A 19,801-nucleotide genomic window follows, 5' to 3' on the forward strand; every position below is an offset into this window, starting at 1 on the left:
GTTAGCTTGAGGAAGAGCCGATGCACAATCGTGGCCCGTAGTGGCTTTGCTTGGCTTCTCGTTACAAAAATTTCGCAGGATGTCGCGCAATGCGTTTTGTCGGTCACGACTTGTCCTTCGCCTTTTCTAAGCAACAAAACGAGGAGATCAGCGATGGTCGATGAACTGGAGCATTCCAGCAGGATTTACTGGAGTCTGTGCGTCAGATGAAGGCCGGTGAGGCCGCGCGCGTAACGCAGATGCTGCTCTCTGCGGCGGAGGAACAAAGCGTCGAGGCATCAAGCACTCTTGGACTGGGAAACCGGGTTGCCATTCACCCCGCCGGTTCAGTGAGCTGAGAAGCGCTGCTCATGCAATTACACTTTTTATGGGCACGCCATAATTATTGCCAGTTCATAATTTGGCATAAAAGCGGAAATTTGAGCGTTTTGGTCAGAAGCTGTGCTTTTTGGGAGAAGGGCGTCTGGCAATTAGATCGACGTGTGCGGAGGAGAGACTCTATTTCTACTGAAGGTGAAACGCGGTTAAAGATATAGACGCCCAGAAACAACAAAGACCCTGCATTTCTGCAGAGGCTTTGTTTTGTATGGTGCGGTACCGGACGAACGGATCCACGGTTGGCAATCTGTGGTTTAGGCACCACATTTTGCTTTAGGCCTGCGTTCGCTCCTGACATTTCTCCAGACGCAATGGCAAAAAAACAAGACGTATGTTTTCCCTACCCCAAACACCATTGCGGTTGCCGTTTCCAGTCATCTGGAAATCCCATAAGTCTCAAATAACCCGGCTCTCTTTCGTCCATCATTTCGGCCAAGTGAAATTTCCAATGGCTGTCTGGACTGATCAAATCGGTTAGATACGCTAGCATCGTTAGTACTATGAATAGCCGCTGCTTGGGCTGAGGCCGATCGCCAGGTGCATTTTGGATGACCCATTCTTTAGGTAAGGATGGTCGAATCGAGAGCTCTCTGTTCCATAGTCGTGAGTGGTGGGCGCAGCAGTTTCGAATGAAGGTCAAAGTGTGGAGCCAGGAGGCCAGTACTTCGAAGGGGAGATTGAATCTGCTCGCGATCGCTTTCTTGTCGACGCTTTTGCCTATGGCATTGAACAGGGTGGATACCGTCCCAAGGCTAAGCTCTTCCAGAACAGCCCAAGCGGGCGGCAACTCGGGATTGGAATATGTTGATCCGTAGAATCGAAAATAGTTATCGCGCGTGCGATTTTCAATTCGCTGCTGCTGGATCTGATCTGCTCGGCTGCTCTTTTTTATACGATCAATCTCACGTCCAAGTTTGTTGCGTTCCTTGCTCAGTTGATCTCGCAGGGGCCGCAATAAATCCGAATGAGAGTATGACGAGGAGAAGATTGACGCATCAGCTATCCAGTCAGGCCCGTACTTCGGGCACATGTGATTGCTGATAGTCGCTCGTATGGCGACTTCGACACGTTCGATAGCATCCATGGTAATGCGTCGCAACGAACCATCGAAACGGTAGATGTCGACGACTGCTTTCAGACTGCTACCAGGTTTGAAGGTGTGTTCAGGGTTTGTTTCCTGAAAAGGGCGCATATAGGGGCTCAAGCGAAACAGCGTGACCACTTCTAGGAAACGCATGGCGCGCTCGTCGTTTGCGACTTGCAGGCCTCGTTGCTTTAGCAGTTCCAATTGCTGTTCTACGCTGAGGGCCGGCTTGTCGAAGGGCCTCATGTAGCTTTCTCCAGGCAAAAAAAACCCGCACGATTTGAGCTTGCTGACAGGGTCAACCTAGGCTTGGCGGGTGTGTTGGGGTGCATTATAGGTAGGTGTAAGAGCCCGTCAATGTTGGGCTGATGTGAAATTGTAACGGGTCGAGGCGCGCGGGCTGAGTTGGTCTGTTGATTGAGTGGCGTCGCTGATCGCATCTCAGCGATGCTGAAGCTCCTTGGAGTTCCAAACGCCAGAAACAACAAAGCCCCTGCATTTCTGCAGGGGCTTCGTTTTGTATGGTGCCGGCACCAGGAGTCGAACCCGGGACCTACTGATTACAAGTCAGTTGCTCTACCAACTGAGCTATACCGGCGTTGTGGGCGACGATTATAGCGATTGGGAAGATCCTGTAAACCCCTGAATTCAGACTATTTTTGCATCGCGGCAAATTAAGCCCTGCGCAATGCGCAACGTAGGATTTGCGCCTTACGTACGATAGGGCTGTTTTGCAGGGCGCACAGTTGAATTTCGGCTTTCTCGAGCTTCCCAATTATTCGTTCGGCGGGATAATTATTCGGCGGTTATGTCGTTTTGATTGGCAGCTTATGCACAACTGAGAGGCACGAAGTCATACTCAGGCGAGGTTTTGTGAACCTATTCTCATTTTGTTCGCAAATCCCTGTTTTACAGGTTTTTTATTTATGTGAACAAAAAATGACCAGTGTTGTTAAGGCGACGAAACAGGCGCAGATATTGGATCCACGGCAAATCCATCAACAGAGTTATCCACAGGCTGTAAGGTTTTAAGCGCGTTCGGCGAGCAGCAGTAAATTACGCGGTGTGAGCGTGGTGTCGCAAAAAGTGCCGAGGCGTACGACGTATCCCTGTTCGACGAGGAAAAGTGCCCGATCCAGATTCAGCCAAAGCTCCAGTGGTCGTCGGAACAATCCGCGAAGCAATTCGAGGTTGCGAACTTCGGCCAAACGCTGCCAACTGGCGGCTTCGAGTGTCGACCAATCTGGCGAGCCGATTGTGGATAACTCTTTCAGCGCTGCCAGATCGCGGCAGTAATCGGCGAAGGTTTTGTCCAACCAGGCGCTGGGCAGGGACGGGGTGGGCAGGTATTCGTCTATTCCACGTACTTGCCGTTGCAGCAAATCGAAAGCCAAGCGCCGGGCCATGGAGGTGTCACGCTGACGTCGGACCCGTGCACCGGCGGTGACAGTTTCGCTCATGGGTAGAGCCAGATCTTCGAGCGAGAGCTGTAGGACGGATCGCAAACCGACAGAGGACAACGCCTGATACTTGTTGCGACTGATGCGGTTGTAACAGCAGGGCGCGATCGCCATTTGCTGGCAGCCGGCAGCACTGGCCAGTTGCATCAAGCGCACATGCAGATCGCCGCAGGCGTGGAGGGCGACGGGTGTGTGGGCTGCGCTCAATACACTTGAAGCATTCGCTGCCAACACATCCTGCTCGACATGCAGCGCGTGTAAATGATGGCGCTGACTCAACGCCTGACCGCTGGCGACCAATGCCGGATCGTATTCAACGCAGGTCAACTGTTGGCCATCACTCAACAACCGCCGGCCCAAATGCCCCTTGCCGGAACACCAATCGAGCCAGTGCGTCGGTTGCGAGGAAAAAGACAAACGACTGGCAAACGCTTCAATCTGCTGCCACTTGCGCCCCGGTACATCGACATTCAAGCGATGCGCCGCAGCTTCCAGCGCATGCCCCGGCAACTGACCGACAGCGCTCAGCTCAGCCGATATCGCTGCCAATGAAGCAAATGGCTCCGGCGCTTCGGCAAGATCAGCAGGTTGGTTGTGTGCGTTTTCTGCATCGTCCAGCGACCGTCCTCGTAGCCACAAGGCCAACTTCGGGTAGGACGCTTCCCAGGGAAGCTGCAGATGAGTGAACGGACGAGGTTTCCACAGCGCCTGATGCTCAATCAAAAAAGCATCCAGCGCGGTGAAGCGGGCGAGTAACTCCTCGCCCGTCAGCACGCAGGAGGAGTCAACGCCCTTGGCAGGCATCGACGCGCAACCATCGCTCCAGCTGTTTGAATGCCTGAACGAGAACAAACGACATCAGCAGGTAAATGACGCCTGCGGTGAAGAACATATCCACGGTGAGGTAGTTGCGGGCAATGATCGTGCGGGTAATGCCGGTGAGTTCGAGCAAGGTCACCGTGCTCGCCAGAGAACTGGCCTTCAACATCAGGATGACTTCGTTGCTGTAGGCCGGCAGGCCGATGCGAGCGGCGCGCGGCAGGACGATATAGAACAATGCCTTGGCCTTTGACATGCCCAGTGCACGCGCGGCTTCGATCTCGCCCGGCGGGATCGCTTGAATGGCGCCACGCAGGATTTCGGCGATATAGGCGGCAGTATGCAGGGTCATCGTGGCGACAGCGCACCAGAAGGGTTCTCGCAAATACGGCCACATGAAACTGTCGCGTACGGCGTCGAACTGAGCCAGGCCGTAGTAGACCAGAAACAGTTGTACGAGCAACGGAGTGCCACGAAAGAAAAAGATGTAAGCGTAAGGAAATGCGCGAACAAACCAGAGCTTGGAGGAGCGCGCGATGCCCAGAGGGATCGCCAGCAACAACCCGAGAATAACGGCGATGCCCACCAGTTCGAGTGTCAGGACGGCGCCCTGAAAGAACTTCGGCAGCCACTTATAGATGACTTCCCATTCCATTACGTCGTCCTCACGAAGCCACGGGCGGCGCGTTTTTCCATGAAGTGCATGGTGGCCATCGCCAATATGGTCAGGCCCAGATACATGACGGCTGCGACCAGATAGAAGGTGAATGGATGCTTGGCGAAGGTTACGGCGTTCTGCGCATTGCGCATGATTTCTTCCAGGCCGATGACCGACACCAGAGCGGTGTCTTTCATCAGGATCATGAACAGATTGCCCAGGCCGGGCAGGGCGATGCGCCACATCTGCGGCATGATCAACCGGGTGAAGATCCGCCATTTCGACAGGCCCAGGGCCTGACCGGCCTCACGGTGTCCTTTCGGAATGGCCAGGATGGCGCCACGAAATACCTCCGTGGCATAGGCGCCGAAGCACAGTCCAAGTGCGGTTACGCCCGCCACAAAGGGGCTTAGCGCCAGGTCTGGATTGCCAAAGTATTCGCCAATGGCATTCATCGTCTTGACGGTGCCGAGGTAGATCAGCAGAACCCAAAGCAGCTCCGGCACACCACGTACGATGGTCGAGTAGGTTTCGCCAAGCCATTGCAGCGGCTTGTACGGGGAAGTCTTGGCCAAGGCGCCGAGCAGACCGAGCACCAGCCCCAGGCACAGGGCGGTGAGAGCCAGTTGGACGGTCATCAGCGCGCCGGCAGCGAGGGCCGGGCCGAATCCGTAGAGGTCGATAATCATGGGTTTCTGTTCAAATTGCGGCAGGCAAAGTCGGGAGCCGGCGCCGTTCAATCACGGCGCCAGTCCCACAGGTCAGGATCAATAGATGCTGAACGGGAAGTACTTGTCGTTAATCTTCTTGTAGGTACCGTCGGCGACGATTTCCTTCAGGGCAGCGTTCAGCTTGTTGCGCAGTTCGTTGTCACCCTTGCGCACAGCGATGCCGATCTTGTCGCTTTCTAGAACCGGGTCGCCCTTGAACTCGTAGTTCTTGCCCGCGTCGCTTTTCAGCCAGTCGTAGTTGGCGTACTTGTCGGCGAGGATCGCGTCGACACGACCGGACGTCAGGTCGAGGTAGGCGTTTTCCTGGGTGTCATAGAGTTTGACGTTGAGATCGCTGCCGTAGTTGTCTTCCAGCCAGGTGCCGGCCAGCGTGGCACGCTGGGTACCGATGGACTTGCCCTTCAGCGAGTCCTTGTCGGTTTTGAAGTCGACGTTTTTCCGTGCAATGAACTGCAGTTTGTTCGAGTAGTACGGGTCGGTGAAGTCGACCGCGCCCTTGCGCTCGTCGGTGATCGACAGCGACGAGATCAGGAAGTCGAACTTCTTCGCGTTCAGGGCCGGGATGATGCCGTCCCAGTCGGAAGTGACCACGGTGCACTCGACTTTCATCTTCGCGCAGAGGGCGTCGCCGATGTCTTTGTCGAAGCCGACCACGTTGCCGCTGGCGTCTTTGTTGTTGAACGGCGGGTAAGCCGCTTCGATGCCCATCTTCAGTGTTTCGGCCATGGCACCGGCGCTGAACGCCAGGGTGACGGCGGCGGCCAGGAAGACCTTTTTAAAATTCTGCATGCATGTTGCTCCGTTAGCGGTTGCTGGACATGAATTGTTTGCAGCGCGCCGAAAGCGGGTTTTCGAACACCTGCTGAGGCGATCCTTGCTCTTCTATAAGGCCCTGATGAAGGAACACCACTTCGCTGGAGACCTGACGGGCGAAACCCATTTCGTGGGTCACGAGCAGCATGGTACGGCCTTCTTCGGCCAATGCGCGGATGACACTAAGTACTTCCTGAACCATTTCCGGGTCAAGCGCCGAGGTGGGTTCATCGAACAGGATCACCTTCGGTTGCATCGCCAGCGTGCGGGCAATCGCCGCGCGTTGTTGCTGGCCACCGGACAGTTGCGCCGGGTAGGCATGGCGCTTGTCGGCGATGCCGACCTTGGCCAGCAGCGCTTCGGCGACTTCGATGGCTTCGGCCTTGCTCTGGCCGAGCACGCGACGCGGTGCCTCGATGATGTTGTCGAGGATGCTCATGTGCGGCCACAGATTAAAGTTTTGAAACACAAAACCAATCTCGGAACGCAGGCGGTTGATCTGTTTGCCGTCGGCGGCAATCAGTTCGCCATTTTTGGCGGATTTGAGCTTGAGTTCTTCGCCGGCCACCAGAATCTGGCCCTGATGTGGATTTTCCAGCAGGTTGATGCAACGGAGGAACGTGGACTTGCCGGAACCGGAGGAACCGAGGATCGAGATCACATCGCCGTCGCGGGCGGTCAGCGAGATACCTTTGAGTACCTCAAGCTGTCCGTAGCGTTTGTGCAAGTTGCGGATTTCAAGCGCGGGCGTGGCCTCAGCCATGTGCGTTCCTCATATATGTTGCGCTCCAGCTGTTGGATGGCCTTCCTGGCGAGGCGGCCAAGCTAGCATAGCGTTTCAATGGCAGCCAACAGCGCTACGAGCGGTTAACGGGTGGCATGTGGCAGGTTGTCGCATCGGCACAGCAGACTGTCGCCCCATCAACAACCGAACGGGTGTTTGATCGAGCAAACCCGTGGGTGTCGCGTAAAAAAAGGCGCGATGTTGCCAGCTTTGGCGGGGTGTTGGAAGCGCTATCCGGCCGAACGTTCCTGAATCGCCCTTTTATTGTGCATCCCACACTTTTTCGGTGTGTTTCTGGTGCGCTGTTTCGTTTGAAAAGTGAGTCGCAGGGTAACGCTCTGGCGGATTGCCATTAAATCCAAGGACTTGCGATGACTGTCCGGTCTCGCGCAAAACCGCAGCCCTGAAGAGTTTGAAACATTTTGGCGCATTTATTGCGTGCAGAATACGGAACGCCCCGTTGGTTTCTTTTTACGAGAAAGAAAATGCCAGACGGGCCGGACGCAATCGCTTTCCTCGCAAAGGTAGTTTCGATGAGCAGTACCCCAAACTCCAATGGCCTCGAACAGGGGCTCAAACCGCGTCATGTGACCATGTTGTCGATCGCCGGTGTAATCGGCGCCGGTCTGTTCGTTGGCTCCGGCCACGCCATCGCTGCCGCCGGCCCTGCCGTGCTGCTGGCCTACGCCGCCGCCGGTACCCTGGTGGTTTTAGTGATGCGCATGCTCGGTGAAATGGCCGTTGCCTCGCCGGACACGGGCTCCTTCTCGACGTACGCCGACCGTGCCATCGGGCACTGGGCCGGTTTCACCATCGGCTGGCTGTACTGGTGGTTCTGGGTCTTGGTGATTCCACTGGAAGCCAACGCCGCCGCAACCATTCTCCATGCGTGGTTCCCTGATGTCGGCATCTGGGCATTCGCGCTGGTCATCACCTTGTTGTTGACCGTCACCAACCTGTTCAGCGTAAAGAATTACGGCGAGTTCGAATTCTGGTTCGCGCTGATCAAAGTGCTGGCAATCATCGGCTTCATCATCCTCGGCCTTGCGGCGATCTTCGGCTTTCTGCCGAACAGCCAGGTCAGCGGCGTTTCGCACCTGTTCGACAGCGGCGGCTTCCTGCCCAACGGCATGGGCGCGGTACTGGGTGCGATCCTGACCACCATGTTCTCCTTCATGGGTACCGAAATCGTCACCATTGCGGCTGCGGAATCGAAGAACCCGGGCAAGCAAATCTCCAAGGCCACCAACTCGGTGATCTGGCGGATCGGCCTGTTCTATCTCGTGTCGATCTTCATCGTTGTGGCCTTGGTGCCGTGGAACGATCCTACGCTGGCCAATCTCGGTTCCTACCAGACTGTGCTTGAGCGCATGGGCATCCCGAACGCCAAGATGATCGTCGACATCGTGGTACTGGTCGCGGTGACCAGCTGCCTGAACTCGGCGCTGTACACCTCGTCGCGCATGCTCTTCTCCCTCGGCAAGCGTGGCGATGCGCCGGCCATGGCGACACGCACCAACAAAAGCGGCACACCTTACTGGGCGGTCATGCTGTCCACCGGCGCTGCGTTCCTGTGCACCTTCGCCAACTACGTGGCTCCGGCGGCGGTGTTCGAATTCCTGCTGGCCAGCTCCGGTGCGATCGCACTGCTGGTGTACCTGGTGATCGCTTTCTCGCAACTGCGTATGCGTAAACAACGCATGGCGCGCGGCGAGAAAATCGTCTTCAGCATGTGGCTGTTCCCGGGCCTGACCTACGCGGTGATCATCTTCATCGTCGCAGCCCTGACCATCATGCTGTTCCAGGAAGCGCATCGCGTGGAGATCCTCGCGACTGGTTTGCTGAGTCTGATGGTGGTGGCTGCCGGTCTGTTGGTGGCACGCCGTCGCAAGCTGGAAAAACGTGGCGCGGTGGTGTTGAACTGATCCGTTACGCGTAACGCAAAACGGCCGCTGTCAGTGATGACTAGCGGCCGTTTTTGTTTCTGCTAACGGTTTCGAAATATTCTGCGCTTCAGATCCGAATCAGCTTTGCTCTCGCGAGAGCATGAAGTCTGAGCTGCATTTCTCTCCGTCGAACCATTCATCCCAAGTTGGTTGTTTGAGAGATTTAACAGGGTCGCTCTCGAGGTTCGCTGCTGAGTCTTCTGCTTTCGGGATTTGCCCGTCCTCGCGTGAGTCTGCTGTCTTCATCTGACTTCCTTTTCCTGATCGTGCGTGGACGTGAAGCGGAAAAAATTACTCGGACTTGGGTTCGGTGTCTTCAACCGACTTGCCATAAGCATCCAGCGCAACCCCGAAATCGGTGATGAACTGCGGTTCGCTCAGCCAGGCCTGGGCCTCTTCGATCGTTGCGCCTTCGGCCCACATGCGGTAGTCGATCAACATGTCGGCGGCCAGGTGAGTGGCGGCCATGCCTTCATTGTCGGCGTTTTCCATGTCCAGCAACTCTGGATGGTCAACGATGACGAACGCCAGTTCGCGCAGCAGGGTCAGCAGCATTTCGTTGCGGCTGACGGCTTCGGCGTCGCGCATTTTGCTGAACATCGCCAGGGTGTATTCCGGGATCGGCTCGGCGAGGTGGTCGAGGTCTTCGTCCTGTTCCAGCGGCTTGCGGCCGACCATACGGATTTGCTTGGCTTTGGCCTTGGCGCGTTTGGCGCGTTTCTGTTGCTTGTTCAGGGATGCCATGGGAACTCAGTTCTTCTGTTGGGTTTGCGCGGCGATCGCGTCGGAGGCCGCCACATAGTCGGCCTGGAAGGCCGGGGATTCGATCCACGCCAGCGCGCCGGCCTCGTCGGTTTCCTGCGACCACTGGCGATACTCGATCAGCGCGGCGAGGATGAAATCCATCGCGCCTTCTTCGCCTTCCTGCTCGTAGACCAATTCCAGCAGCGGGTCTTCGAGGAACGCGGTGCACAGCGCTTGCTGGCTGATCTTCTCGGCGTCGATCATTTTCTTGAACAGCTCGGTCAGGTCCACCGATTCGAAGTCGATGCGATCATCGTTCGGGTCCAGCTCGACCGGCGCTTCGGCGCGTTTGGTACGGTTCTGTTTGGCCTTGGCTTTGGCCCGGGTGGCGCGTTTTTGCTGCTTGTTGGCGGAGGCCATGATGTGTTCCGTCGTGCGTTGAGAGGGGCTCAGCTGCGTGGCACTTGCCGCCCGGGAGTATCGGGGGCCAGTTCTCCGGTTTGCAGCCAGGTCAGAGCGATGGGCCATAGTGTGGCTTGGTATGCGCTGCGAAAAAAGGCGAAATGTCCGACTTGTTGTTCGTTGATGTCCTGCGGTTCGATGCGCAAGTGGGTTTTCGTAGCGTTACTGAGGTAGTCGAGCAGGCGTTCGATGGCAGGAAGGGTGCCGTAGGGATCGTCGCTGATGCTGATCGCCAGTGTCTGTGCGCGGACGTTGGCGAAGGGCAGGGCGCCGCTCTTTTTCATCAACGCGCGACCACTGGGGCGCTGTTCGTAACGCGCTGCAGGCGTGCTCCAGTCGCGCACTACACCGGCCGGCGTATCTTCCAGCCAGCCAAGACGTTTGCCCGGGAAGTAACCGCAGACCAGCGTCAGCAGTGGCATCAACACATGCCATTTGCCGAACATGCGCCAGCGCTGTTCGGGGGCGTAATCGCGCCAGTAGGCGAACTGCGCACCGACGGTGACCAGCCGTCGGATAACCTTTCCCGACTCACCGAGGCCAGCGGCGCAGCCACCAAAACTGTGGCCGACCACATCGATCGGCTGACCGGGAAATTGCCGTTGTGCGCGTTTGAGCATCGCCTCGAAATCCAGCGCGCCCCAGTCTGTCCACGAGGCCTCAAGGCCTTTCATTGAGTCGGGTCGAGATTCGCCGATGCCACGGTAGTCGAAGATGATCACGTCGAAACCATTGGCGAACAGATAGGCCGCGAAACGCGAGTAATGGCGACAGCGCACGGACGTGGCGGCGTTGATGATCACCACCGGGCGCTGAAGGTCGGGCAGGGCATGGCGCCAGGTGAAACCGCCAAGGACAAAACCGTCGGCGGCTGTTTCCTTGAAGGCTTCATTTTGCAGCTCGGCGGCCAATAGCGGCTTGCGCTGCACAGCTGGCAATGGAGGCGTGTCCTGAAAACTCATGGCGCTCGACCTTCGCGGGTAGCTGGCAACAATAGTCTCAGTGCATCCAGCGGACAATCCGCAGCGCTTATTCAGTGGACTCGGTGAGCAAGCGTTCCTCGATCAATGCTTGCTCTCTTTGCAGCTCCGCTCGCAGTTCTTCCACACTTGGCAGCACCGTTTTATAGCTGCTGGCAAACAGTTGCTCACTGCCTTTGAGTATTGAGTAGCGCGCGACGGCCTCGTTGTCCTGTGAACACAGAATGATCCCGACAGTGGGTTTGTCGCCTTCACTGCGCTTGAGTTCGTCGTACATGCGCACGTACATGTCCATCTGTCCGACATCACGCGCACTGAGCTGGCCGCGTTTGAGATCAATGATCACGAAGCATTTGAGCAAGTAGTTGTAAAACACCAGATCGATGTACAGATCCGAGCCACCGGCGCTGATGCGTTGTTGTCGAGCGACAAAGGAAAACCCTTTGCCCAGTTCAAGCAGGAAGCTCTGCAGGTGATCGATGAGCGCTTGTTCAAGCCCTGTTTCGTTAACCTTGCCCGGAGAGGGCAAGCCTAGAAACTCGAGAATCACGGGGTCGCGGATGAACTCTCGGGGATTGCAGTTCATCGCTGCGATGTTGGTGGTAGCTTCCTCGATCACGCCGGCCTTGTCCTGGCTCATCAGCAGGCGTTCGTAGTAGAGCGTATTGATCTGGCGATCCAGAGCGCGGCTGGACCAGTTGAGGGTGGCGCACTCATCCATGTACCACTGGCGAGCCTTGTCACTTTCAACCCGCAGGAGCCTGCGATAGTGCGTCCAGCTCAATTCGGGACGCAGTGCGTCTCGAATTGGGAAGGTCTGATAGAAAAGGCGCATCTTGCGCAGGTTGGTCTCATCAAATCCCTTCCCGAATTGAACCGTCAGATCCTTCGCCAGTATGGCCAGCAACTGCTTGCCATACCCCGCTCGCCGGGCGCCGTCCTGTTCAAACTCAACAATATGCCGGCCAATCTGCCAGCAGGTCTGAACCTGAATCGCATCGACCACACGCAGCACTTGTTGCCGTGCCTGACGGATCAGTTCGCCAAGATCGCCCTGTAATGAATCGATTTTCGGGTCTTGCAGGTCAGCAGGTTTCAGCTGGCTCATCGATTTTTCCGCATCATTGAAAACAGAAGCGTCAGCATGCCGAGAACCGCTTGCGAAGGATGTCGGCCGAGCCTGCGAAGCCAGCAGGAAGACGGGATGGGTGTCGCAGGAAGTTGCTGGCAGGGACGCTTTTGCTGGTTTTGGTCTGTAGTCCATTTCGTACACACCCCAAGTTCGAATCATTCTGAAACGTCACCCTCCCGCACTGAATCCAATACAGGGTAACGATTGGGTTCTGTCAGAGCCCGGGAGTCGCCATCATGAAACGTGTCCTTTCCTGCCTGCTACCTGTCGTCGCGGTTGCTGCATTGTTATTTGCCGCGACGGCGCAAGCCGCCAGTCTTGAGCCCGTCGACAGCGCAGGCGTGCAAGTTCAACAGCAGCAACAAAACGGTATCAGCTATCTGGCCGGCGGGGTCGGCGAGGATGAAGCAAAAGCCATCCAGCAAACCGTCGGCTACAACCTGCACATGACCTTTTCGGTGGGCATGCAGAACGAGTACACCTCCGACGTCGATGTGACGATTGCAAATGCTGCAGGACAAAATCTGCTGGTTCTCAATCAGACCGGCCCGTTGCTGTACGCAAAATTGCCGACCGGCAAATACACCGTGGTTGCCACACGCAAGGGAGAGGTGCGGCGCGATGTGACCGATGTTGCAATCGGTACTGCGCGCAATCTGGTGTTTCACTGGAGCGACAGCGATTAATCACGGGTGCCAGGCGCGGAGGGCGCGGTTGATTGTGCGTACAATCGCGGCCCTCACGCTTTATGGTCAGAAGGATGTTGGCATTGAAAGGGATTTTGCTTTTTGGCTCCGTGGCGAGCCTTGTTGCGTTGTTGGCCGGTTGTGGAACGATGACGGGGCGCTTGAGTGGTGCCTCGCCAGAGCCTTACTACAAGGGTGTCGACGGTAATTTACGCCTGCTCGGCGTGAGGGATGACGACGGCAAGCCAACAGCGGTGATCTGTTATGTCACGATCGTTTGCCCTTTGATTACTGTCGTATCGCTACCGGTAGATGCCGCCGTGGATACCGTGCTGTTGCCCATCGACTACGTCAACACGCTCTGAAACTGCTCACCCGATTATCGTCGTATGCGGCTGCCTTTGGGCTTCTCCGCCGGCTCGTGCACCTTGCGATAAATCCATAGGCCGAACACCCCGGCAGCCAGCAGAAACACGGTTCCTAGGCTTTGCGAGACAAACTCGATCCAGAACCGTCGTGGTTGCACAGCCAGGTGATAAGTGTGCTTCGGGCCGCGGTTGGTGGTGGTGATGGCGCCGCTGATCCAGCTGTCGATCAATATGTAGATCGATGCACAGAGGGCGAAGGCAATCAGTACGCCGACGAGCACGGTCAGCCAGAAGGTTGTCCGGCTCTGGCGATACGGCGGCGGATGGGGCAGGGGAGTGCGGGTTCTTTTCTGATTCATGAAGTGTTACTGCAAACGTCCTTTTGCGCTCAGGAAACGGCTGGTTCTTGATGTTGCTCAGTCAGGTTTTGCCGTCCGTCAGAGGGTCGCCCGGCGAGGTGTGCGCTTTCGGCAATCACCTTGAGGATCTCGATCACTCCCGGAGTCAGCGCAGTGCCAAGGCAGATGCGCACACCCGTGGTTGCATGCCCGTCGGCGAAGAAGATGCCGTTGCCGGCCACGTGGCAGCCGCGTTCGCTGGCTAAATCCTGCAATGCCGACATGTCGGTGTGTAGCGGCAGTTCAATCCAGTGGATGAACCCTCCACGCGGCGGCACGTATACGGTGCCCGCAGGGAAATCCGTACGCACCAGCGCTTCGACAAAACTGGCCAGCGAAGACAGTTGCGAGCGGAGTCTGGCGCAGTGCTCTTCCATGTAGCCGCGCCCGATAAATTCGTTGAGGACATTTTGCGCAAGGCTGGAAACCGCCAGATTGCGCGAAAACATTTGCGCCAGGATGGCATTGCGGTACTTGCCAGCCAGACACCAGCCGACGCGATAACCCGGCGCGATGGTCTTGGAGAACGACGAGCAGTAAATCGTCTGCCCGCTGGTGTCGTAGCTCTTGATGGCGCGGGGGCGATCGCCTTCCGGCACCAGGTCGAAGAAGATGTCGTCCTCGATAATCGGCACGTCCGCTTCGCGCGCGATCTGTGACAGCCGTGCGCGAGTCTCGTCGGGCATGATGAAACCTCGCGGGTTCTGCAGGGTTGGGTTGAGAAAGATCACCGCGACCTTTTTCAGCTTCAACGCTTCTTCGAGGTGATCGACATCGAGACCGAGTTTGCCGTGCGTGCGGATGGGCAAGGCGCGCATGCCCAAGCGTTCGATGGTCTGCAGGATGCCGTAATAAGTCGGCGTTTCGATGGCGACCGTAGCGCCTTTCGATGCGACGGCTTCAAGTGCCAGCTCCAGAGCAATGGTGTCGCCCGACGTCACCAGAATATCGTCCGGCCCGCAGACCACGCCGCGGGTCAGCATAAGCCCGGCGATGCGTCGTCGCAGTGCCGGCAGACCGGGTGGTGCGACCAGTCCGGTCAGCGAGTTGTCAGCTTTGCCAGCCAATACCGACAGGCACTTGTTGAGCAGCACGTTGGGTGTCAGGTCGCTGTGCAACACCGCTGAATTCAACGACGCGGTGGTGCGCGAGGCCGCTTGGGAGAGCATCGCGACCACCGCATGATTGACGTTGACGGTGACACTGGAGAAGTCAAAACCCCTGGCGGGTTTTGCTTGTCCGGAGGCTGAGACGAAGTAGCCGATACGCGGTTTGGTCGAAACGTAAGCATCGGCTTCCAGATCCGCCAACGCGCGCTGAACGGTGGTGATGCTGGTTTCAAACATTCGCGCCAGCGTACGGATCGAGGGCAGTTTCGCTTCGGCTGCCCATTCACCGCTGTCGATCTGACGAATAATCCAGTCCTTGACTATCCGCCAGCGCTTGTCCGGTAGATCAAACCTGTCCATAAGTTCTCTGTGATGTTTCGAAACAATTCAGAGAAAGTAGAGCAAAACGATCCCCGTTGCAGCAACTATGACGATGTTGAGCGCAACCAGGCCGAAGGCGAATCGGATCAGGTTGTTTTCTTCATGCCGATTGGCGCCCGCCAGCCCGGTGATCAGCGACAGGATCGACAGCGACCCCAGCGCGCCATGCCCGGCGGCACTGTTGACCATCGCGGCCAGCCAGGCACCGTGTTCGCTGCTCAGCGCAGCAATGGACGGCATGACGAGGGTGTTGCCGCCGACGTTGGAACCGGTGACGTAACCGGCAAGCCCCGCCAGCACTGCGATGGTTGGCGCCAGGGAAATCCCCGACAACGATTGCAGTGTGCGCTGTGCTTCGACGAGGAAACCGGCGTTGACCATCACCTGCGAAAGCAGCAGGAACAGGAAAATTGTCGTGACCGGAAACTTCGCCCGGTTGAACAGCGCTCGCCACGGGAAACCTGCGGCGGCGCTTTGCTTGATTGCCATCAACAGCGTAACGATCAATAGCGCGAGCCCCGGGGAGGCCAATGGCTTCCACGAAACATGCTCGCCTTTGATGATCCATAGCCCATCCCAGCCCGACAGGACGAACAGCCCGCGTGACGCAACGATTACCCCCAGCAAGGCCAGATAGGGCCAGGCTGCGTTCGGCCAGCGCACCAGTTTCTTCCGTTGTGCATAAGAGATCCCCAGGCCGACGCAAGCCACCGCCAGACCGGCCAGCACACCGGAGACTTCCGGGCCGATCCACAGGTTGATGGAAAACAGCACCGCGACGAACAGCGCCGTCACCACGATCAGTCCAAGCCACGGCGAAACCGTGCGGATGCCACCCTGCCACAGAGCAATCGCCGCCAGGCAGAGGAACACTGGCGCACTGATCAGCGCCGAATGACTGCCAAGGGTTTGTGCCGGCAAGTGCGCCAACAGCGCGCCGATCACGGTGGCCAGACCCAGTGTGCCCCAAGGCATGATGACCATCCCGGCGAGGGCGATTTTCATCCCCGACTGGCGGGTGAACAGCCCCATCAGCAATGGCACGGTTGCGATCAGCGAAACGCCGAAACCGGTCATCGCTTCAAGCAGCGGTGCGAGGCCCAGCACGATGAAGATGACCTGCGCCGGCGGTGTCCAGCCGAGTTCTTTGACCCAGGCGCCGATGGCCTGCGGCGCACCACCGCGCTCGACCAGGATGACGAAGGCCAGCCCCGGGATGATCACGCACGCCGTGCTGAGAAACAGGATGGTGGTGTCCTGAAAGATCGCCGTGCTGATCGCCGCCGACACAGGCCCGGCTGCGCCCAAGGCCCACAGCACGAGCACCAGCACTACGCCGGCCAGTGCCGCTTGCACTGGCGGTCGGCGGACGATCAGGATCAACGAGATCACCAGCGCGATCGGTGACATTTGCAACAAGAGAGAACTCATACCCGGTTTTCCTTAACTTAATCGTGAGTCTGCCCGCTGTACTCGGTCGCCCGCATGGACGCCCGCTCACAAAAAGTCTGATACCACTCGGTCAGGCGTGCTTGAGCGGAAAAGTCCGAGAGTTGGCGAAAGGCGATCCAGTCGAGCGCGGTCGCCAGGGCAATGTGGCCGAGGGTGATCGGGCCATTGAGGTCGACGTGTTCCTCGATGAAGCGGTAAGCCTCCTTGAGTTTGAACGCCTGACCGTCGGCGTAGGCCGGATAGCGCAAGGCCTCGGGGCGGCGCTCGACTTCCCAGCGCAGCTTGATGCCGACATCGCACATGCCCTGCGCCAATGCTTGCAGGCGCAGCGCCTTGTAGCGCTCAGGGCCGTTTGCCGGGATGAGTTTCGGCCCGTCGCTCAGGTCGTCGAGGTATTCACAGATCACGATGGAATCGAACAGCGCCGTGTCGTCAGGCAGGATCAGCACCGGCACTTTGCCCAGCGGATTGGCCTTGTAGATGATCTCGTTTGGCGACGTCGGGCTGGTCTCGTGATGGATCACTTCCAGGCTCGACGCGATGCCCAGTTCGTGAGCCAGCACCAGCACCTTGCGGGCGTAGGGTGAATGCGTCTGGTAGAAAAGCTTCATGCTGAAGTCCCTGTCTCAAGGATGGCAGTGGCTGCTCGATGGGCGTCCATGAACAGACGCGAAGGCGCGCCCGCCGAGGTGACGTAGTGGTTGTAGTAGCAAGAACCTTCGGCGAGCGGGCCGAGTACCCAAATGTTGCGCACCGGTTCGCCGGCGCTCGATTTCGGGTGGCACGCGGCGTCGACATCGATGCCGTCGATGCCCGGTTCGTCGGTTCTCGGGCGGATCAGGCCCAGCCGCGCCAGATCACGCACCGGCGCGCAGTCGCTGTTGCTCACGCCGCTGCTCTGGACATAACCGGCGACGCGTTTGAAGTCGTTGATCGCAGGACGCGAGCCGGGCTTGAGGAATGTCAGCAGACCGGCGTCACACAGGGCGAGCAGGTCGGCGTGGCGCTCTTTTTGCGGGCCCGCAACGAGGCGGTTGATCGCCTTGTGCCAACGGCCATAGAACTGCCGATGCGACGCGTCGGTCAGCCCGTCGAAATCGACGGCCTCACGCAGGCGGTCACGCAGATCGCGCCAGACTTCGATGGCGGCTTTGATCGCCGATCCTCCGCGCCCCAGTCGCGACTCGTGCAAATCGGCTTCGAGGGTGTCGTAGATCCAGGCGTGATAGTTGTAGGTCTGCACGTCGTCCGGCAGTGCATGCCAGATCAGCGCTTGCGGATCGATCGAGCCGCTGGTCGCTTCGTACTCACGCAGTAACGTCTCACAGGCGACAACCCCGGGTTCGCCAGCAACGCTAACGGCCCTGAGTCGCTCCAGCACCTGCTCTGGCGCTGATGGGCTGTGTACGACGGCGACGGCCGCCGCCCGCATCTCCAGCAGCATCAGCGGCAGGATGTCCTGTTCGAAGTCCAACTGTCGGTTATTGCTGCTTGCCCGCAGGGATTCGATGCGCGCACTCGTCAGCAGTACGGCGCGATGGCGCGGGCATTCAATCAGACCGTTGGGCCGGGTGCGAAACGGCAGCCCGTCCCGCGACTGGATAAAGATCACCGGCTCCTGGCCCGAGGGCTGATAGGCGTGACTGCCGTCGGCCATGCGCCTGTAGCGACCGCCCCTGCCGGAGGTCAGCGCCGCCAGGGTGTCCATCGCACCCAGCCCGAGCCCTTCGACCAGCACGGTTTCGCCGGGCTCGATGGTGGCGAGGCTGCCGGGCAGCGGATAGACATCATCAACGCGGTTGCGATCCGCCGAGCGCAGGCGACCGGTATGGCCGACCGTCAGAATCAGCCGATCCACGGTGACCGCAGCCCCCGAAGCGGTCTGCAGCAGGTATTGCTGACCGGCGTTGCTCTCGACTGCGGTGACGGCCTGCTGATGCAGGTTCACGCTCACCCAGTGCGGTGCCGTCGCGAGGATTTGCGCGAAGGCATCCGCCAGATAGGCGCCGAGCAAATGGCGTGGCAGGAAGTCCTGCGGCTCAACGTCACGGCCGTCGGCGGCGAGCAGTCCGCTGTCCGCGTCGACCTTGATGCGCTGCTCGTGGCACCACGTCAGGAAATCCGCGCCCGGCCGTTCCCGCGCACCCGTCAGGTCTCCGAATGCCGCTGCGTCGGGAAAAACTCCGAGCTGGCCAGCGACTGTGTTGAGCAACAGATAGTCCGGTTGATCCGGCCAATGCGCGCCGCTTCCGAGCACGTTCGGATCGAAAATATCGATGACGACTGGCTGCTCCGCAAGCGTTTCAGCAAGGCTCAACAGGCGTTCGAAAATCGACAGCCCGCGTGAGCCGCAGCCCACCAGGCCGATGTGCAGAGGCGCCTTCACCATCTGCGCTCCTCCCCGAAGAAGGATGGGATGGCGACCGCCGAACCGTCCTTGACCGCGATGTCGTGGATCATCCGGCCAATTGCCAGATCGAGGATGCCCATGCCGAACGGCGAATAAATCAGCGGCTTGTCCGTGGCAACCTGCAGGTCGCCGCGAATCAATTGCCCGACGGTGCCGGTAACGAAATCACGATGACCGTATTTTTGCTCGGCCAGATGCGGCGAGGTATTGGCTTTCAGGCAATGGGTCACGTCGTCGAAGTAGTTGTAACTTTCTTCGATGATCTCGGCGCCGATATCCCGCAGCGAGATGTTCAGCACGATCTGTCCCGGGCGGAAGGTGCCGCTGCCGTTGACGTAGGGTTCGCCGGCACTGGTGGCGAACACCACGATGTCGGCGCTCAGTGCCTCGTCCAGCGACAACAGTTGTACATCCGGCACCCCGAGCTGTTTGCCGAAGGACGACAGCGCTTGCGCTGACTCTGCGTTGAGGTCGTGAATACCCACGCTGTCGAACGACCAGTCATCGGCGATGAACGTCTCAAGGATGTTCCGCGAAATCACCCCGCCGCCAATGATCGAGAGTTTCTGTGCGCTCTTGCTCTGGCCATTCAGCCACCAGGCACCGAGCACCGCCGACGCTGCGGTGCGCACGGCACTGATCAGCGCGCCTTCAAGCAGCGCGTAGGGATAGCCGGTGTCCGGATCGTTGAGGATCAGCACCGCCGAAGCGCGCGGGATGCCCGACTTGATGTTGTCGGGATAGCTGGCAATCCACTTGATCCCGGAGACGGACTGATCGCCCTCGCTGTCGACGATCGCCGCCGGCAAGGCAATGATCCGGTTCGCCGGTTGCGCCGCAAAACGCAGGAAGTAGCTATCCGGGTTAACGGTTTCGCCGCGCTCGTGGGTCAGGTAGGTCTGGGCAACCATGTCGATGGTTTCGTGACGCAGCCCGTTGAGGATGTCCTTGACGACGGCGCCTGGGATGACATGGAACGGTTGAATCGAGTTGTGTGTAGTCATGG

19 protein-coding genes, 1 tRNA gene and 1 pseudogene are annotated in these 19,801 nt (G+C 58.4%); 4 read left to right on the forward strand and 17 right to left on the reverse strand.

The genetic code is table 11. The features are described 5' to 3' along the window. Positions 1 to 153 precede the first annotated feature (153 nt). Positions 154 to 263: pseudogene (locus tag AB4O01_RS21890) on the forward strand (helix-turn-helix domain-containing protein); the annotation flags it as partial. A gap of 455 nt (positions 264 to 718) precedes the next feature. Here the strand turns inward: AB4O01_RS21890 and AB4O01_RS21895 are convergent. The 7 genes from AB4O01_RS21895 to AB4O01_RS21925 all read right to left on the reverse strand — a co-directional run bounded on the left by AB4O01_RS21895 (position 719) and on the right by AB4O01_RS21925 (position 6,706). Beyond that, positions 719 to 1,708, reverse strand: a complete 990-nt coding sequence (locus tag AB4O01_RS21895; protein ID WP_116256360.1) for an Abi family protein — start codon at positions 1,706 to 1,708, stop codon at positions 719 to 721. A 276-nt stretch (positions 1,709 to 1,984) separates the two neighbouring features. Beyond that, positions 1,985 to 2,060, reverse strand: a tRNA-Thr gene (locus AB4O01_RS21900). A 430-nt stretch (positions 2,061 to 2,490) separates the two neighbouring features. Further along, on the reverse strand, positions 2,491 to 3,726 hold the full coding sequence (locus tag AB4O01_RS21905) for a methyltransferase (RefSeq protein ID WP_460089524.1): 1,236 nt from the start codon (positions 3,724 to 3,726) through the stop codon (positions 2,491 to 2,493). Continuing rightward, positions 3,707 to 4,396, reverse strand: coding sequence for an ABC transporter permease (locus AB4O01_RS21910; protein WP_099757735.1), 690 nt, complete (start codon positions 4,394 to 4,396; stop codon positions 3,707 to 3,709). The genes AB4O01_RS21905 and AB4O01_RS21910 overlap by 20 nt, the downstream gene beginning before the upstream one ends. Continuing rightward, positions 4,396 to 5,088: an ABC transporter permease gene (locus AB4O01_RS21915; protein ID WP_095047149.1), complete on the reverse strand. Its 693-nt coding sequence runs from the start codon at positions 5,086 to 5,088 to the stop codon at positions 4,396 to 4,398. Before AB4O01_RS21915 ends, AB4O01_RS21910 begins: the two co-directional genes overlap by 1 nt. 78 nt (positions 5,089 to 5,166) lie before the next feature. Further along, positions 5,167 to 5,919, reverse strand: coding sequence for an ABC transporter substrate-binding protein (locus tag AB4O01_RS21920; RefSeq protein ID WP_460089526.1), 753 nt, complete (start codon positions 5,917 to 5,919; stop codon positions 5,167 to 5,169). A 13-nt stretch (positions 5,920 to 5,932) separates the two neighbouring features. Next, positions 5,933 to 6,706, reverse strand: a complete 774-nt coding sequence (locus AB4O01_RS21925) for an ABC transporter ATP-binding protein (RefSeq protein ID WP_093430016.1) — start codon at positions 6,704 to 6,706, stop codon at positions 5,933 to 5,935. Between the two features lie 554 nt (positions 6,707 to 7,260). On the opposite strand from AB4O01_RS21925, the gene gabP reads away from it, so the two are divergent. Beyond that, a complete protein-coding gene (gene gabP / locus AB4O01_RS21930; RefSeq protein WP_460089528.1) occupies positions 7,261 to 8,652 on the forward strand; it encodes a GABA permease in 1,392 nt (463 codons plus the stop codon). 312 nt (positions 8,653 to 8,964) lie between these two features. Here gabP and AB4O01_RS21935 read toward each other — a convergent pair whose 3' ends face one another. The 4 genes from AB4O01_RS21935 to AB4O01_RS21950 all read right to left on the reverse strand — a co-directional run bounded on the left by AB4O01_RS21935 (position 8,965) and on the right by AB4O01_RS21950 (position 11,967). Further along, on the reverse strand, positions 8,965 to 9,417 hold the full coding sequence (locus tag AB4O01_RS21935) for a hypothetical protein (RefSeq protein ID WP_257356818.1): 453 nt from the start codon (positions 9,415 to 9,417) through the stop codon (positions 8,965 to 8,967). Positions 9,418 to 9,423: 6 nt separating this feature from the next. Then, a complete protein-coding gene (locus tag AB4O01_RS21940; protein WP_008080543.1) occupies positions 9,424 to 9,837 on the reverse strand; it encodes a hypothetical protein in 414 nt (137 codons plus the stop codon). A gap of 29 nt (positions 9,838 to 9,866) precedes the next feature. Then, positions 9,867 to 10,841: an alpha/beta hydrolase family protein gene (locus tag AB4O01_RS21945; RefSeq protein WP_099757739.1), complete on the reverse strand. Its 975-nt coding sequence runs from the start codon at positions 10,839 to 10,841 to the stop codon at positions 9,867 to 9,869. Between the two features lie 67 nt (positions 10,842 to 10,908). Beyond that, the gene (locus AB4O01_RS21950) at positions 10,909 to 11,967 is read right to left on the reverse strand and encodes a PDDEXK nuclease domain-containing protein (protein ID WP_460089531.1); all 1,059 of its coding nucleotides are present in this window, start codon (positions 11,965 to 11,967) and stop codon (positions 10,909 to 10,911) included. Between the two features lie 260 nt (positions 11,968 to 12,227). On the opposite strand from AB4O01_RS21950, the gene AB4O01_RS21955 reads away from it, so the two are divergent. After that, on the forward strand, positions 12,228 to 12,677 hold the full coding sequence (locus tag AB4O01_RS21955; RefSeq protein ID WP_460089532.1) for a carboxypeptidase regulatory-like domain-containing protein: 450 nt from the start codon (positions 12,228 to 12,230) through the stop codon (positions 12,675 to 12,677). Positions 12,678 to 12,751: 74 nt separating this feature from the next. Then, on the forward strand, positions 12,752 to 13,042 hold the full coding sequence (locus AB4O01_RS21960) for a YceK/YidQ family lipoprotein (RefSeq protein WP_257356823.1): 291 nt from the start codon (positions 12,752 to 12,754) through the stop codon (positions 13,040 to 13,042). A gap of 14 nt (positions 13,043 to 13,056) precedes the next feature. Here the strand turns inward: AB4O01_RS21960 and AB4O01_RS21965 are convergent, their stop codons facing one another. From AB4O01_RS21965 to sbnB, 6 genes are read right to left on the reverse strand one after another with little or no spacing between them, the layout of a single operon-like run. After that, on the reverse strand, positions 13,057 to 13,404 hold the full coding sequence (locus tag AB4O01_RS21965) for a hypothetical protein (protein ID WP_414927335.1): 348 nt from the start codon (positions 13,402 to 13,404) through the stop codon (positions 13,057 to 13,059). A 29-nt stretch (positions 13,405 to 13,433) separates the two neighbouring features. Beyond that, positions 13,434 to 14,912, reverse strand: a complete 1,479-nt coding sequence (locus AB4O01_RS21970) for an aminotransferase-like domain-containing protein (protein WP_095047155.1) — start codon at positions 14,910 to 14,912, stop codon at positions 13,434 to 13,436. A 27-nt stretch (positions 14,913 to 14,939) separates the two neighbouring features. Further along, positions 14,940 to 16,364, reverse strand: a complete 1,425-nt coding sequence (locus tag AB4O01_RS21975) for an L-lactate permease (protein WP_460089535.1) — start codon at positions 16,362 to 16,364, stop codon at positions 14,940 to 14,942. Positions 16,365 to 16,381: 17 nt separating this feature from the next. Continuing rightward, entirely contained in the window at positions 16,382 to 16,996 is a 615-nt protein-coding gene (locus AB4O01_RS21980; protein ID WP_093430026.1) for a glutathione S-transferase family protein, read from the reverse strand. After that, positions 16,993 to 18,774, reverse strand: coding sequence for an FAD/NAD(P)-binding protein (locus AB4O01_RS21985; protein ID WP_427119922.1), 1,782 nt, complete (start codon positions 18,772 to 18,774; stop codon positions 16,993 to 16,995). Before AB4O01_RS21985 ends, AB4O01_RS21980 begins: the two co-directional genes overlap by 4 nt. Then, complete coding sequence (gene sbnB / locus AB4O01_RS21990) at positions 18,768 to 19,799, reverse strand: 2,3-diaminopropionate biosynthesis protein SbnB (RefSeq protein ID WP_460089537.1); 1,032 nt, start codon at positions 19,797 to 19,799, stop codon at positions 18,768 to 18,770. The genes AB4O01_RS21985 and sbnB overlap by 7 nt, the downstream gene beginning before the upstream one ends. Positions 19,800 to 19,801 lie beyond the last annotated feature (2 nt).

Source organism: Pseudomonas sp. S2_E02 (assembly GCF_054668355.1).